This window comes from Litorilinea aerophila (assembly GCF_006569185.2).
GTDB lineage: Bacteria > Chloroflexota > Anaerolineae > Caldilineales > Caldilineaceae > Litorilinea > Litorilinea aerophila.
In genome coordinates, this window is sequence record NZ_VIGC02000028.1 from 1 (window position 1) to 15,739 (window position 15,739).

At 65.3% G+C, this 15,739-nt stretch carries 13 protein-coding genes; 7 read left to right on the plus strand and 6 right to left on the minus strand.

Features of this window, described 5'->3' with window-relative positions; translation table 11 throughout:
• The coding region (locus FKZ61_RS18380; RefSeq protein WP_211358629.1) for a hypothetical protein at positions 1–251 on the plus strand (251 nt) is incomplete at its 5' end.
• Positions 252–407: 156 nt separating this feature from the next.
• On the opposite strand, the gene FKZ61_RS18385 is transcribed toward FKZ61_RS18380, so the two are convergent.
• From FKZ61_RS18385 to FKZ61_RS18395, 3 genes are all read right to left on the minus strand, one after another.
• The gene (locus tag FKZ61_RS18385) at positions 408–1,595 is read right to left on the minus strand and encodes an enolase C-terminal domain-like protein (protein WP_141611605.1); all 1,188 of its coding nucleotides are present in this window, start codon (positions 1,593–1,595) and stop codon (positions 408–410) included.
• Between the two features lie 329 nt (positions 1,596–1,924).
• Positions 1,925–2,782 (minus strand): PIG-L family deacetylase, encoded by an 858-nt coding sequence (locus FKZ61_RS18390; protein ID WP_141611606.1) that lies wholly within the window; start codon positions 2,780–2,782, stop codon positions 1,925–1,927.
• Between the two features lie 40 nt (positions 2,783–2,822).
• A complete protein-coding gene (locus tag FKZ61_RS18395) occupies positions 2,823–5,093 on the minus strand; it encodes a glycosyltransferase family 39 protein (RefSeq protein WP_170199977.1) in 2,271 nt (756 codons plus the stop codon).
• 316 nt (positions 5,094–5,409) lie between these two features.
• Between FKZ61_RS18395 and FKZ61_RS18400 the strand changes: the two genes are divergently transcribed.
• The 5 genes from FKZ61_RS18400 (at position 5,410) to FKZ61_RS18420 (ending at position 11,818) form a co-directional block, all read left to right on the plus strand.
• Complete coding sequence (locus FKZ61_RS18400) at positions 5,410–6,540, plus strand: glycosyltransferase (RefSeq protein WP_170199979.1); 1,131 nt, start codon at positions 5,410–5,412, stop codon at positions 6,538–6,540.
• A 113-nt stretch (positions 6,541–6,653) separates the two neighbouring features.
• Positions 6,654–7,703, plus strand: a complete 1,050-nt coding sequence (locus tag FKZ61_RS18405; RefSeq protein WP_141611609.1) for a PIN/TRAM domain-containing protein — start codon at positions 6,654–6,656, stop codon at positions 7,701–7,703.
• 679 nt (positions 7,704–8,382) lie between these two features.
• Positions 8,383–9,795, plus strand: a complete 1,413-nt coding sequence (gene cysS, locus FKZ61_RS18410; RefSeq protein ID WP_141611610.1) for a cysteine--tRNA ligase — start codon at positions 8,383–8,385, stop codon at positions 9,793–9,795.
• Positions 9,796–9,801: 6 nt separating this feature from the next.
• A complete protein-coding gene (gene rlmB, locus FKZ61_RS18415; RefSeq protein WP_141611611.1) occupies positions 9,802–10,551 on the plus strand; it encodes a 23S rRNA (guanosine(2251)-2'-O)-methyltransferase RlmB in 750 nt (249 codons plus the stop codon).
• 19 nt (positions 10,552–10,570) lie between these two features.
• Positions 10,571–11,818: a GNAT family N-acetyltransferase gene (locus tag FKZ61_RS18420; protein ID WP_141611612.1), complete on the plus strand. Its 1,248-nt coding sequence runs from the start codon at positions 10,571–10,573 to the stop codon at positions 11,816–11,818.
• 12 nt (positions 11,819–11,830) lie between these two features.
• Here FKZ61_RS18420 and lgt read toward each other — a convergent pair whose 3' ends face one another.
• Positions 11,831–12,760: a prolipoprotein diacylglyceryl transferase gene (lgt, locus tag FKZ61_RS18425; RefSeq protein WP_141611613.1), complete on the minus strand. Its 930-nt coding sequence runs from the start codon at positions 12,758–12,760 to the stop codon at positions 11,831–11,833.
• A 99-nt stretch (positions 12,761–12,859) separates the two neighbouring features.
• Here lgt and FKZ61_RS18430 point away from each other — a divergent pair, with 99 nt between their 5' ends.
• Positions 12,860–13,369: a hypothetical protein gene (locus tag FKZ61_RS18430; RefSeq protein ID WP_141611614.1), complete on the plus strand. Its 510-nt coding sequence runs from the start codon at positions 12,860–12,862 to the stop codon at positions 13,367–13,369.
• On the opposite strand, the gene FKZ61_RS18435 is transcribed toward FKZ61_RS18430, so the two are convergent.
• The gene (locus tag FKZ61_RS18435; protein ID WP_141611615.1) at positions 13,366–14,346 is read right to left on the minus strand and encodes a M28 family peptidase; all 981 of its coding nucleotides are present in this window, start codon (positions 14,344–14,346) and stop codon (positions 13,366–13,368) included. The two genes, FKZ61_RS18430 and FKZ61_RS18435, sit on opposite strands and share 4 nt — an antisense overlap.
• Positions 14,346–15,731, minus strand: a complete 1,386-nt coding sequence (der, locus tag FKZ61_RS18440; protein WP_141611616.1) for a ribosome biogenesis GTPase Der — start codon at positions 15,729–15,731, stop codon at positions 14,346–14,348. The genes FKZ61_RS18435 and der overlap by 1 nt, the downstream gene beginning before the upstream one ends.
• Positions 15,732–15,739: the final 8 nt, after the last annotated feature.

A 15,739-nucleotide genomic window follows, 5' to 3' on the forward strand; every position in this document is an offset into this window, starting at 1 on the left:
GTAAATCCCGGCAGAAATTCGCCGATGGTTTCCACCAGGGGGAGCGCGCCCAGAGGGCACCCGGAATTTCGGCCGTGGTATTTACGCCAGACTGTAACTGTACTCGTGCCTGGGGCGGCGGTGATGGGGACAGCAACACCTGCCAGGCAGGAACTGATCCGTTTGAGTGGTATCTACTGTGCCAGGGATCCTGGATCTGGGAGCGATCGGTCGATACAAGTTTGTCGATGCGTATCGACAAACTGCGTTGACATGATAACAGAAACCGAGAGCCCTTGTCAATCCGCCCAAAATGCCAAAATGTTGACTTCACTGCAGAAGCCACGGATTTTACAGATGGGCCGATTCTGTGTAGCCCGCCCTTCCCCCTTCCTCCGCCGGAGGAAGGGGGAAGAGATCGGAAGGGCTCAATAGCTCAATTCAGTTCGTTCTTCGATCTTCGCCTCGTCCAGCTCCATGCCGATGCCGGGGCCGGTGGGCAGGGTCACGTGGCCGTTCACCGGCTTGATGGGGTTCTTCAGGAAAAACTGGTGGATCTCGTTCCACTTCACCAGGTATTCCAGCAGGGGGCAGGTGGTCTGGGGCCAGGCGGCGATGAGGTGGACGGTGGCCGGCACCGAGTGGCCGTGGGGGATCACCGGCAGGTCATAGGCCGAGGCCAGGGCGGTGATCTTCATGGTTTCGGAGATGCCGCCCGCCCAGTAGATGTCCGGCTGTAGCACGTCGCAGGCGCCCGCGTCCATGAGCGCCTTCAGCCCCCAGCGGGTGTACTCGTGTTCGCCGCCGGAGATGGGGATGCGCACGTTGCGGCGGATCTCGGCGTACTGGGCGATCTTGTCTGGCAGGACCGGCTCCTCGATCCAGCGGGGGTGGTATTCCTCCAGGCGGGCCGCCATCTGGATGGTGTAGGGCACGTCCCAGCTCATCCAGCAGTCCAGCATGATGTCCACGTCCGGGCCGACCGCTTCCCGCAGGGTCCGCACCAGCCGCAAGTTGCGCTGGATGCCGGCCACGCCGTCGGTGGGGCCATCCCGGAAGAACCACTTGGTCGCGGTGTAGCCCTGGCGGACCACTTCCTGGGCCCGTTCGTGGACCAGCTCCGGATCCAGGGAGTAGCCCAACATGCTGGCGTAGGCGGGGATGCGCTCCCGGGTGGGGCCTCCCAGCAGGGTGTAGACGGGCGCGTTGGCCCATTTCCCCTTCAGGTCCCACAGCGCGCAGTCCACCACGCTCATGGCCATCATGGCGACGCCCTTGCGGCCGTGGACCATGAAGCGGTACATGCGGTCCCAGATGCGTTCGATGGCCAGGGGATCGTGGCCCAGGAGCAGGGGCTTGAGCTGGGTGCCGATGATGTAGGCCTGGTCGGCCGGCATGGGGCCGCCGATGCCGGTCAGCCCCTCGTCGGTCTCGATCTCCAGGAAGTGGGCGGTGATGCGATATTGGCCCTCGCCGGCCGGCTCCAGCCAGTTGGGGCCTTCCTGCTTGTGCTCCGGGTAGATGTCGATGGGGCGGATCAGGCGCTCCTCCCAGAATTCGCCCTCATGTTCCAAAATGCCGCTCAGCCGGAAGAGACGTACAGCGGTGATCTTCATGGCTTCCTCCTTGGTGAATGGTCTGGTGGATGGGCCACTCCCCACCAGGACGCACCGGTCTGGCTCCCGGAGGAGCCGGTGTGGACCGCGGGCATTGGGGAGCGCGTCCTGGCCGGTTGTGGGCAGGTGGGTGATTCACGGGTCGATCATACCCGTTCTTGGGACAATCATCAATGCCTCGACGGCAGAAACCACAAATTCCACAGATGAGCACGGATGCAGCCCTTCCCGATGGTGGCCCATGTGCGGAGTGCGCCTCCTCCGATGCGTTGTAATCCGTGGAATCGGTGGCTGAAAACGAATCATGATGGGCGTGAGCCGGGTAGGGCTCACAGCCCGGCCAGCAGATCTCGTTCCACCCGGCCGTCGGGCGCGGGGAAGGCCCGGGTGTAGGTATCTGTGGCCAAAAAGCGGCGTCGGAGGAAGGGCGGCAACACCCGGATGAAGGTGGGGCCGCCGCTGTACTGGCTGGCGTGGGCCTGGCTGGCAGCCAGCTTCTGGGCCAGATAAGGGCCCACGTCGATGCGGGCGTGGACGGGCGTGTGCCAGCGGCTGATCTCCACCAGGTTGATGTCCCGGTTACGGCCCACGGCCGTCGGGTCCTGGCCCATGAAGGGCATGATGCGCACCATGAGTTTCAGCATCCGCTTGTCAAAGGCGGTGTAGTAGAGCTTCTGGGGGCCGGGCCACTCGCTTCCGTTGACCCCGGGCATGGGCCGGCTGCGGGTCACGTAAAAAGCCGCGGTGGCCGCCTGGCAAACCCGCACATGGTCGGGATGGCCATAGCCGCCGAAGGGGTCGTGGGTGATGATTACCTGGGGCTGGAGCCGCCGGTAGTAGTCGGCCAGCTCGGCCACCAGCTTCTCCACCGGCTGCTGAATCAGGGCGTCCGGGTGCTGGTTGTCCGGCGAGTTGCGCATCCCGCTGTCCCGGTAGGGGAGGGACCAGATGCTGGTCAGCCCCAGGGCCACGGCCGCGTTGGCCAGCTCGGCGGAACGGACCTGGGCCAGGGTCTCGTGATCCCGCAGGCGGTGGCCCTCTTCCATGGAGCCGGCGATGCCATCGGTGGCAATGATCACGTGGACGGCCGCCCCCTGGGCCGCATAGCGGGCCAGGGTCCCGCCCGGGCCAAAACTTTCGTCGTCTGGATGGGCGAAGATGCCCAACAGCACAGGTCGCTTGTTCATCGACGTTCGTCCTCTCGACTCATGAATCACTCTTGATGGCTCACGGCAGAACTTCCAGGCTTCCCAGGAGGACATGGTCCCCGCCCCCGGCGTCCCCCTGGAGCCTCAGCCGTTCTCCTGACTGGGGCGAATACAGGCCCACCCGCAGCAGGTAACTCCCCGGGGAGATGTCGCCCTCCAGGTGGAGGGTCAGGCGATGGGCGATGATGTCCCCCGGTTCCAGGCCCCGCAGCGCGGTACGCCAGCCGTCAAACTGGGCCACGATCTGGGCCGGGTCGGTGCCGGTGAGGTGGACAAAGCTGGAGAGAGGGACGCCCCGGGTGGGCGCGGGCATGGGCATGGGGCGGCTGCCCACCTGCCACACCAGGGTCATGGCCACGTCCTCGCCGGGCCGCGCCGACGGAGTCTCTAGCTGGTAGCCCAACAGGGTGAAGACATCGCTGAAGTTGGCGTTCACCGGCTGGAAACCCGGCCCGGCGGGTGGCCGGAAGCCCTCGCCCAGGGGGTAGATGGTGGCCTCGTCCGACCGGCGCCACTTGACCTGCACCCGCCGCCCTGGCTGCAGGCCCAGCGCGGTGGGTGAAAGGTCCGAGGCTGCTTCGCCGGTGAGCACCACCCGATCCACAGGCGTCTCCGGCGGGTAGCTCACCTGGTAGAGGTAGATGGAGTAGCCGGCCCGGGCCACCGGCGTCAGCTTTCGGAAGTAGGCGTAGAGGTCCACTGTACCCGGCAGGGTCAGGCCCAGGCGCAGGCTGGTGGCGCTGATGGCATACCAGCCCGGCGCGGGGGTGTATGGATTGTAGGCCTTGAGTTCCTCGCCCTGGACAAAGCGCAGGTAGCCCGGCAGGGGCCGGTACTGCACACCGTAGGCTTCGGGCACTGCCTTGCCGAAGTAGGCTAAGTTGACCGTCTCAATGCCCAGCTCGTCCATCACCTGGCGCAGGGCCGGCAGATCCTGCCCCCAGTCCAGGTTGGAGTCCACCAGGATGCGGCTCCAGTTTTGCCAGCCGCCGGCCAGCTCATTGAAGTAGGCTTCCTGGTGGGGGTAGATGCGCGCCTGTCCCAGCACCACCCAGAGAAGCATCAGGCCGCCCAGGTAGGGCATCCAGGGGCGCAGCCGCGGGTGGAGCCGGGGCAACTGGACGCTGTAGCCGGCCAGGAGCATCAGGTAGGGGATGGCCGGCAGGATGTGGCGGTAGCCGATGGTCAGCACTCCGGTCATGCCCAGGGCCATGAACGCGCCCGGCAGCAGCCAGAGGATCCCCTGCCGGCGCCAGCGGGGTCGCCTGGCCAGGCAGTAGATCCCGACGGCCGCGGTCAGCAGCAGGGGCAGGGGCGTTTTCACGGCCAGGGCCACCGGGAAATAGGCCACCCAGCCCTGGGTGGAAGTCTGGCCCAGGAGAAAGCGATAGTGGATCTCGCCGGGGTCGACGATGCCCCGATAGGTATCCCAGAGCTGCTGCCAGTAGAAGGCCGCCGGCACCGGGATGGAGCCGGTCAACCCGGGGATGGGGCCGAAGTCAAAGCGGTAGAGGGCCCACAGCACCCCCCACGCCACCAGGCCCATGGCAGCCAGGGACCCCAGCCGGGAAGCGGGCGCATCCTGCCGGTCACGGGGCGGGTAGAGCAGGATCGCCACCAGGGCCACCGGCCAGAAGAGCAGGCTGTTGTACTTGGCGCCCATGGCCAGCCCGGCCCAGAGGCCGGTGGCCAGCAGATCCCGGCGGCGTCGCCGTTCCAGCCAGGCCCACAGCCGCCAGCCGGCCAGGAACAGGAATACGGTGATCCCCAGGTCGGTGGTCACCAGCCGGCTGTTGGCCACCAGGTTGGGGTCGAAAGTGGCCAATGCCAGTGCCAGCCAGCCACCCCATTCGCCGGTCAGCTCCCGGGCCCACAGGAAGAGGGCCACCACCAGCAGGAGCCCCACCGCCACCACGGGCACGCGCGCCGCCACCAGCAGGCCCTGGGGATCGGCGTTGACCTCCCACAGGAAGCGGTCCGAGAAGATGAAAAAGTCCCCCGCCTGCCACGAAGGATCTTCCAGGGGCAGCACCACATCTCTCCGGGGCAGCAAGGCCAGCCCGGCCAGGGCGCCCATCAGGAGAGGATGGTCTGTGGCCAGGCGGAAATCCCCGGTGCGCAAATATGCGTATCCGGTGGAGAGATGGTATTGTTCATCGAATGCAGCCGACTTCTGGGGCGAGGCCAGCAGCGCCTGCCCGGCAAAGAGCAGGAGCGCCAGGCCCAAGAGGGCCAGCTCCCACCCGCGGAGTCGGCCTGGGCCGCCATGGGGTGCATCCGGGTTGTGCATGGATCTCCCTGCTCTGTGCGCTGTCTGTGTCTTCATCCTGGTACAGTCTGGCGTAAATACCACGGCAGAAATTCGGCGGCATTCCCTCTGGTGGAAACCATCGGCGAATTTCTGCCGGGATTTACTGGGCGTCCGCAGGACATCGCGCAAGAAGCGGACGCGCGCCCGGCATGGCCCCCCGACCTGGGCTATGATGGACCCAGGCGGAGCGGGATGCCTCCAAACCCATCTATTTTGGCACGAATGGGGAACAAAACCCAAACCAGTGCGTAATGATTATGATTGTTACATCCAACCGTGGGGGGAATCGCTAGCCATGCGCATTGCACTCTTTTCCGATGTCTATAAGCCGGTGACCAATGGCGTGGTGCACCATGTGGCCATGCTCAAACATTACCTGGAAACCTGGGGCGAGCAGGTCTGGCTCTTCGTGCCGGGCAGCAGCCAGCAGCCCGACGACGAGCCCAACGTGATCCGCATCCCCGGCATCCCCATTGCGGACACGGGCTATCACCTGAGCATCGCCGTGGATCACCGCAGCCGGGAACTGTTGCAGCAGATGGACGTGATCCATGTCCATCATCCCTTCGTGAGCGGCAGTTTTGGCCTTTTCTTTTCCAACCGCTACAACATTCCTCTGGTCTTCACCAACCACACCCGCTACGATCTGTACGTGAAGCAATACCTTCCCCTGTTGCCCTCAGCCCTGTCGGAGACGGCCCTCCAGGCCTATTTTCAGATCTTCAGCCAGCGCTGCGCGGCCCTGATTGCACCCAGCGAAAGCATGGCAGAGGTGATGCGGGGGTGGGGCGTGGAAGGGCGCATTGTGGTCATCCCCAATGGCATCGACCTGGACCGCTTCGAGAACCCCACCTGCCAGGTGAACCGCAGCCAGCTGGGCATCCCCGAGGACGCGGTGGTGGCCATCTACGTGGGCCGGATGAGTGGCGAGAAAAGCGTGGATCGCCTTCTGCGCCTCTACCGCTACCTGGTTCAGGAAGAACAGGAGAGCCACCTGTTGCTGGTGGGCAGTGGTCCAGAGCTGGACGACTACCGGGCCCTGGCCCAGAAGCTGGGCATCACCGACCGGGTTACCTTTACCGGGGCCGTGCCCTACGACGAGATCCCGTGCTACCTGAAGCTGAGTGATTTCTTCGTCTCGGCCAGTGTCACCGAGGTGCACCCCCTGTCGTTCATCGAGGCCGCGGCCTGCCGCCTGCCGGCCCTGGGGATCCGCTCGCCGGGCGTCAACGACCTGATCCGCAACGGTGAGACAGGCTTCATCGCCGAGGACAACGACTTGAGCTTTGGCCTGCGCTTCTTGACCCTGGTGCGGGATGGAGATCTGCGCCGGCGCATGGGGGAGGCCGCCTATGCCTTCAGCCGGGGACTCTCTGCCCACAACAACGCCCGCCGTGTATTACAGCTTTATCAGGAGCTCCAATAGTACATTCGTATACTGATTGGCGGCGAATAAGGGTTTACAATGCTTTACAATAATGTTCTGTCAAGTTTTGACGTGGCTTGTTTGAGCTAGATAGGAGCAGGAGAAGTTTGTCTATGCGACTTGGCCCTGTGTTTCGGGTGATCGGGGCCCTGATCTATGGGTTCATCGGCTATTATCTGGGGATCGCCCTGGCAGGGACCACCCAACTCACCACCCAGTCGGCGCCCATCATCTGGGGGGCGATGCTGGCGGGGGCCGTCTTGGGTTACTTACTGTCCCCCTGGATCGTGATCGCACCAGCCCGGGCGGCGCGCAATAGCCTGCGCAGTGTGCCGCTGGTGGACCTGGTGGCCGGCACCATCGGCCTGGCCGTCGGCCTCTTCATCGCCGCGCTGCTGGCCTATCCCCTCTCCCGGCTGCCACCGCCCTTTGGCCCCATCATGCCCCTGATCGCGGTGGTCATTTTCGGCTACCTGGGGGCAGCGGTCATGGTGTTGCGCAAGGACGACCTGATGGCCCTCTTCCGGGGGACTCGGGGACTCCCCCTGGTGGATAGTCAGGAGGCCGCGCCCCTCCTCTTGTTGGACACCAGCGTGATCATCGATGGCCGCATCGCCGACGTGGCCAAAACCGGCTTCATCCTGGGCAAGATGGCGGTGCCCCGCTTCGTGTTGAACGAGCTGCAATACATCGCCGATTCGTCGGACGCACTGCGGCGCAACCGGGGACGTCGGGGCCTGGAGATGTTGGACCGGCTGCAGCAGAACCCGGATGTGGCGATTGAGTTCATCGACATCGACCCACCGGATGCCCAACAGGTGGACGACAAGCTGATCAGCCTGGCCATGGAGCTCAACGCCGCCATCATCACCAACGACTATAACCTGAACCGGGTGGCCCGGCTCCAGGGCGTTAAGATCCTCAACATCAACGAGCTGGCCAACGCGGTCAAATCGGTCTTCTTGCCGGGTGAAGAGATGCCCATCAAGATCATCCAGACCGGCAAGGAGATCGGCCAGGGCGTGGGTTACCTGGAGGATGGCACCATGGTGGTGGTGGAAAACGGCCGCCAATACCTGAACCAGGAGATCCTGGTCCAGGTCACCAAGGTCCTCCAGACCAACGCCGGCCGCCTGGTCTTTGCCGTGCCCGAAGAGTCCTGAGTCCATATTTCGCGAAGGTTGCCCATACGCGGAGCGCGCATCCTCCGATGCCGACCCGGACAGGACGGCGCCGCACCGGAGGATGCGCGCTCCGCGTCGTGGTGGTAATCCTTTCGAGGAGTGCGCATCCTCAGATGCGCACTCGCCCCATGTGGCGTTGTGCCGTCCGGGTCGCTGCGCAGCCGTTGCCGTCCCTGCACCTGTCCGGATTGGGTGCAACCCGTGCGTAGGGCGGGGCTCTGGCCCGCCGTGGGTGGCTGGTTCGACCGCGACAGCGGGCGGGCACGGAGGCCCGCCCCGACGGGAACGGGCGCCCTTCCGGGCACCACCGTGCGGCCGGAGACCGCACCTACGAGAGGAGCCGTCATCCGCGCAGATCGGACGCCACGGATAGGTGGGGCGGCTGTGAAATCGATGGGGCGGATCTGCAAAGATAGTGATCCGTGTTATCTGTGCAATCTGTGGCTGAAAATAAAGTGCAAAGATAAAGGTGATCCTGGATGCCAACGTCTACATCAGCTTCGGTTGCTCTCCCAGCAGATGCGTCACCGTCCACCTCAGTCCTTCCTTCAGCCGCTGCGCCCCCCGACTCTCCCCGTTTTGATCTTTGCCCTCGTCGACTAATCAGATTACAATCGTCTCAACGAGATCAAACCACCACGCAAAATCGGGAAGAACTATGGGTCTACGCATTTATAACACGTTGACGCGCACCAAAGAGGAATTCGTCCCCCTGGAGCCGGGCAAGGTCAAGATGTACGTCTGTGGCCCCACGGTCTACGCCGACGCCCATGTGGGCCACGCCATGGCGGCCATTGTCTTCGACATGGTCCGCCGCTATCTGATGTACCAGGAGTATGACGTCCACTACGTCACCAACTTCACCGACGTGGACGACAAGATCATCCGTCGCGCCCAGGAGACGGGCCAGGATCCCATCGCCCTGGCCAACCACTACGCGGAAAAATACCTCCGCCACCTGGCCGACCTCAACGTGCTGCCGGCGGACGAGTATCCCCGGGTGAGCCAGGAGATCCCCCACATCATCCAATTCATCCAGGCCCTCATTGACAAAGGGTTCGCCTATGTGGTCGACGGCGACGTCTACTTCCGGGTCACCCGGGACGAAGATTACGGCAAGCTGAGCCGGCGCAGCCTGCAGGAAGCCCTCAGCGGTACCCGCATCGAGGAGGACGCCCGCAAGGAGAACGTAGCCGACTTCGCCCTCTGGAAGTCGGCCAAGCCGGGTGAACCGGCCTGGGATAGCCCCTGGGGACCCGGCCGACCCGGCTGGCACATCGAGTGCTCGGCCATGTGCCTCCACCACCTGGGCGAGACCATCGACATCCACGGCGGCGGGAATGACCTCATCTTCCCCCACCACGAGAACGAAATCGCCCAGAGCGAAAGTCTGACGGGCAAGCCCCTGGCCCGCTACTGGATGCACAACGGCATGCTCCAGCTGGCCGGCGAGAAGATGAGCAAATCCCTGGGCAACCTGGTCACCATCGACGAATTCCTGTCCCGGCGGAGCGCCGATACCCTGCGCATGTTGATCTTCTCCGGCCACTACCGCAAGCCTGTGGTCTTCAACGAGGAGACCCTGGACAGCGCCGAGCGCAGCCTGGCCCGCCTGCGGGGTGGCCTGCGGCCGGCCCGGGGAAACAAGACCACCGGCCCGGAGGCCGATGCCCTGCGGGAGGCCTGCGAGAACGCCCGGGTCCAGTTCATCGAGGCCATGGATGATGACTTCAACACCAGCAACGGGCTGGCGGCCATCTTCGAACTGGTGCGGGCCATCAACACCGCCCGGGAGGCTGGCGTCAGCGGCCCCTTCTACGACGCCGCCCAGCGCACCCTGCGGGAGCTGACCGGCGTCCTGGGCCTGACCCTGGCCGGTGGTGTGCCCGCGTCCACGACCAATGGCGTGGAGGTGCGTCCCTTCATCGAGCTGCTGGTGAGCGTCCGCAACGAGCTGCGGGCCCAGAAGCAGTGGGACCTGGCCGACAAGATCCGGGATGGGCTGCAGGAGCTGGATGTGGTGCTGGAGGACACGCCCGAGGGTACCACCTGGCGCTTCCGGGATGAGTAGCCCCCCATGAGCGAACTGATCTACGGACGGCGGGCTGTCTACGAGACGCTACGCGCCCATCGGCGCCACATCTTCCGCCTCTGGGTGGAGGGGGAAGGCGAGCCCAAAGGCGGCGGCCTGGAACCTATCCTCGAGCAGGCCGCCGCGCTGAAAGTTCCGGTGCGGGCGGTCAAGGGGGGCGTCTTCACCCGGCTGGCCCAGGAGAACGTCAACGCCCAGGGGGTGGCCCTGGAGGTGGGCGACTATCCCTATGTCCAGGTGGACGAGATCCTGCGCCACGCCCGCAAACAGGAGGAGCCCCCCTTCCTCCTGATCCTGGATCACCTGCAGGATCCCCAGAACCTGGGCACCCTCATCCGCACCGCCGAAGCCATGGGCGTCCATGGCATCCTCATTCCCTCCCGGCGGTCAGCCCGGGTGACGCCGGCCGTCAGCAACGCCAGCGCCGGCGCGGTGGAGCACATGCGCCTGGCCCAGGTGGTCAACATCAACCGGCTCATCGACGAGCTCAAAGAGGCGAACATCTGGGTGGCCGGGCTGGACAGCGACGACTCCACACCCCTCCTGGATCCCGCTACCCTGGATGGCGCGCTGGCGGTGGTGGTGGGCAGTGAGGGCCGTGGCTTGAGCCGCCTCACTCGAGAGAAGTGTGATTTTTTGGTCCGGTTGCCCATGTACGGCCAGGTGGCCAGCCTGAACGCAGCCGTCGCCGGCAGCATCGTCCTCTATCTGGCACGCCAGGCCCGTACCCGCTGAACGGTTCACCGGCACGCCCATGGATATCGCGATCCTGGATAACCGAGATCCCACCTGGAACGGGGAAATCGACCGGGCCGGTGCAGCCCTGGGCGCGCCGGACAATCCCCACCTGTTCCCCTACCACTTTCTGCAGGTGGTCTTGCCGCGTCTGGGTGGAAAAATGGTGGTCGTCAAAAACGACGGCCGCCGGGTGGGTGTGGGGTTCCTCTTTCCGCGCGGCTATCGCCAGGAGGGTGGCCGCCCGCGGCGGATCTACACCCTGCGCTATCATGCGGTGGAACCACTGGCGCCTTCCCAGCGGGATCATTTGCTGGCCCATCTGCAGGCACACCTGCACGGCGCGGAAGTGGTCTACTACGACCCGGCCCATGCATCCTGTTTTTCTGCCACGGGCGAAGCGATAGGCACCATCAACGTGGGGCGGCCCAGCCGAGACGAGGCCTTGGGCATCCGCCAGCTCCAGCAGGCTGTCTGGGGGAGCCCACCCGAATTCCTCTACCCGGCCGACATCCACAGCCGGGAGTTTGGCCTGGGGACTTCCCTGGTGGCCCGGGTGGAGGAGCGGCTGGCCGGTTTCCTCTTTGGCTTCTACAAATTCGGCGGCCCCGCGCTGCCGGCGGACTGGCACCAGCGCTTCGGCGGGGATCTCCGCCTGGAGTCCCAGACCATGGCCGTGTTGCCCGAGTATCGGGGCATGCGCATCGGCCATCTCCTGAAGCGGATCCAGGCCGAGCAGGCGTGGGCCAACGGTATCGGCATCATCCATTGGACCGCGGACCCGCTCCAGTTTCCCAACGCGGCCCTGAACTTCGGGCTGCTGCGGGCCGTGGCCTTCGACTTCTACCCCGACCTCTACCCCTTTCGCAACAACCTCAACCGGGTGCCGGCGTCTCGCTTTGGGTTGACCTGGCTGGTGGGCACTGAGCGGGTGCGCAACGTGCCCCGTTTCGGCTCCCGCGCCCTGATTTTGGACCTGCGCCACCATCCCGACGTGGTGCGGGTGAATCAGGGCTGGGAGGAGGTGCGCCTGGATGTGGACGCCCCGCTGATCGCCGTGGAGATCCCGGCGGACTGGACCGGGCTGCAGGAACGCTCCCTGGAGGCCGCGCGGCGCTGGCGCGAAACGACCGACCGGCTACTGGCCCACTACGTGGGCCGGCAGCCGGGGCAGTATGTGATCACCGGAGTGGGGACAGACCAGGATCGCTGTTTCCTGATCGGTGAGCAGGTCAGCGATGCCCTGTGGCAACACCTGGGCACGTGACGCGAAGGCAGGTCAGGAGCTGCTGGTCGCCACCTGACCCGCAGCGCTCATGGCGGCCAGGGATTCCTCGGGGTGCTCCTGCCAGGACCAGTTGCGGTGGCGCAGGTAGAGGATGAAGGCGCTGCCCAGCACGGAGGCGATGGCGATCCATTGGGCGGTGGCCAGGTTGCCAATGACCCAGGCATCGGGTCGGAACATCTCCACCCAGAAGCGCCCCAGGGGGTAGGCGATGAGGTAGAGGAGCAGGCCGTCGCCGGTGCGCAGCCGGTGGCCGTAGCGCCGGATGATGAAGGTCAGCACGCCGAACATCAGCAGGTTCCAGCCCGCCTCATAGAAAAAGGTGGGGTGGAAGCCGTTGCTGGCGTACCACTCCAGGGTGCGCTGCGTCAGGTCCGGAGCACCGCAGAATTGCACGTCGGGCGGCAGATTGGGCGGGAGCTGGCAGGGGTACTTGGGGTTGATGTGAAAGGCCCAGGGCACGTTGGTGGGCGGGCCGTAGAGCTCCTGGTTGACGAAATTGCCCATCCGGCCGATGGCCTGGGCCAGCAGGACGTTGGGGGCGATAAAGTCCAGCCAGCGCAGGGGGTTCAACTTGTGGTACCAGCAATAGACGGCCACGGCCAGGGTACCGCCGGCCAGCCCCCCGTAGATACCCAGCCCCCGGAAGCCGCCGTTCCAAAAGTTGATGATGTCCAGCGGATGTTCCCGATAGTAGGCCCAGCCCAGCCCGTCCGCCGGCGAGCTAAAGACGTGGTACAGGCGGGCGCCGATGATGCCCACGATCAGGGACCAGGCCAGCAGGTTCCAGATGTGATCTGGATTCTCGCCGGCTTTGGCCGCGTAGCGGCTGGAGACCCAGGCGGCGATCACCGCGCCGCCGACGATGAACACCCCGTACCAGTGCAGGGCGAAAGGGCCAAATTGGAAGATGACCGGATTCATGCACGTTGCTCCATCATGGTTTGAGACGCCTCACCGTAGTGGTATGTCACAGGAGAGGCATGGCAGGTCATGGGTAATCGTTCACTAAGTATAGACCGGATGCAACGAAAACCCAAAGGGCGACGGGGTACGTTCATCTGGGCTGTGCTGCTCCTGGTGGTGGGGCTCCTGGCTGCCTGCGGGCCGCGCACCGCCCGGGTACTGCCCCCTGCCACGGCGACCCCACCTCCACCGCCGTCCTTCGCCCTTGCCCCCCTGGCCGAGGCCGCCCCAGCCCTGATCGCCGCGGAACGGCAGGCCGCCCGAACGGGCAATCTGGCCCTGTTGGCCCAAATCTGGGCCGAGGATGCCACCATCGTGGATGGCCGGGGCACGCCTTCACCCCAGGACGACTACCGGTGGCAGGGCCGGGACGCCATCCTGGATCGCTACGTGGTGGCCGTCTTTCCCCATCCACCCCCGCCCCTCACCCTGCCGGAATCCTTGCCCATCCAGGCGGACGACGGAGAGGCCACCTTCCAACTCGGCCAGGACCACTGGGTCCTGGTTCAGCGGGATGGACGCTGGTGGCTCTACTCCCTGGCCTATGCCCTGGGAAGCGAACCTTAAAAGGGCGCCCCTGCCTCCAGCCAGGCCTTGAGGGTGCGGCCGACCCGCTCCAGGGTGTCCGGGCTCAGCTTGTCCACCGTGTCCTGCATGGTGTAGAGGTAGGGGTAGTCCCGGGCGGCGATGAGCGCGGCGGGGATCTCTTGTTCCAGGAACAGGAGGTGGGCAGCCGTGGTCGTCCAGTTGGCATTGGGGGGGAACCAGCGGCCGTAGCCCAGTTCGTCTGCCGTGCGCCAGATGGCCTGGCGGAGCTCTTCGCTGCTGTTGCTCTCGGGGATGAAGCGGCTTTCCACGCCGCCTACCCGATCCAGATAGACGGCGAAACGGGGATCCCGGCAGCGGGCCAGGTCCGTCTCCAGGCGCTGCAGGAGGTAGGCGCTGCCAATGGCGCCCTGCCAGCCGGGCAGACCGCCGTTGTCGTCAGCATCCACAAAGGCCAGGCAGACCGTGTGTTCCACCGCCGTCAGGTCCAGGGTGCGGGCCAGTTCCAGCAGGACGGCCGGCCCCGATGCGCCGCTGTTGGCGCCGGGTGTGGGCTGAATGTGGTTCGCCGGGTTTGGATCCTGGTCGGCGAAGAGGCGGCTGTCGTAGTGGGTGACCAGGAGCGCCACCGGACGCCGCGCCCCGGCGCTATCCCGCACGGCGACAATGTTCCGTGCGGCCACCGTGTCGGCGATGGTGTAGGGCTGGATGATGACGTCCCAGCCCATGTTGCGCAACTCCTCCACCAGCCAATCGCCGGTCCGGTTGTTGCCGGCCGTCCCCACGCTGCGCTCGCCGAACTCCAGCTGGCGAACCGCGTAATCCAGGGCCCGGGCGCCGGAGAATTCTTCGACGCCCACGGTGGGCTGGAGCAGGCCGTAGCCCAGGTAGACGAAGAAGGCGATGGCCAGGCCCAGGATGCCCAGGAGTGTCAGTTCGATGCTGTAAAACCGGATGGAGCGGAAAGGATTCATGCCAGGCTCTGGTTCGTCCTCCATCACTTCCGGTTGCTGGTGCGTTGCCGGAAGATCAGCCGAATGGGCGTCCCGGTAAAGGGATAGTAAGCCCGGATCTGGTTTTCCAGGTATCGCTCGTAGCTGAAGTGAACCAGCTCTGGGTCGTTGACAAAAATCACGAACGTGGGCGGCTCAATGCTCACCTGGGTGCCGTAGTAGATGCGCAGCACCCGGCCACCCTTGCCGGGCGGCGAGGTGGCGTCGTAGGCGGCCCGGAGCAGCTCGTTGAGCTCGCTGGTGGAGAGCCGGTGGCGTCGGGCTTCGGCCACCTCCAGCGCGGTGGGCAGCACCGTGTGGATGCGCTGGCCGGTGCGGGCGCTGATGTAGATCACCGGCACATAGCTCAGGAACTGAAGTTCCTGGCGCACCATCTCGGTGAAGTTGTGCATGGTGTAGGCGTCCTTTTCCAGGGCGTCCCACTTGTTGACCACCACCACCACCCCTTTGTACTTTTCCAGCACGTAGCCGGCCACGTGGGCATCCTGGGCGGTCACCCCCTCGGTGGCGTCGATGAGCAGCAGGGCCACGTCGGCCCGGTCGATGCTGCGCATGCTGCGCAGGACGGAGTACTTTTCGATGCCGGGCTCCACCTTGCCCCGCCGTCGGATGCCGGCCGTGTCGATGAGGACGATCTTCTGGCGGTTGTAGACCACGTGGGTGTCGATGGGGTCGCGGGTGGTGCCGGGCACCTCGGACACGATGGCCCGCTCGGTGCCCAGGAGGGCGTTGAGCAGGCTGCTCTTGCCCACATTCGGCCGGCCCACAATGGCGATGGAGACCGCCTCGTCCTCTTCTTCGTCGTCTGTGGGGTGGGGCGGGAGGGCGGCCACCACCGCGTCCAGCAGGTCGCCGACGCCGTGGCCGTGGTAGGCGCTGATGGGGATGGGCTCGCCCAACCCCAGGTTCCAGAACTCCACCGCGTCCAGGCGCCGCTGTTCACTCTCGGCTTTGTTGACGGCCACGAAGACCGGCTTCTGGGTGGTGCGCAGCACTTCAGCCACGTCCAGATCCGCCGCGGTGAGCCCTTCCTTGCCGTCCACCACCAGGATGATGGCGTCGGCCTCTTCCATGGCCAGCCGGGCCTGGTTCTGGATGTGCTCCACGAACAGGGCCGAGTCGGTGGCCAGGGCCAGGTTGGCCGGGGATGAAGGTTCGCCGGCCAGGCCCGTGGGGGCTTCCAGCCCGCCGGTGTCGATGACCACGAAGGCAACGCCGTTCCAGTCGCTCTCCCCGTAGATGCGGTCTCGGGTGGTGCCGGGCACGTCTTCCACAATGGCCGTACGCCGGCCGATCAGCCGGTTAAACAGGGTTGATTTTCCCACATTGGGGCGCCCAACCAGGGCGACCACCGGTTTACGAGGAGTCATATTTGATT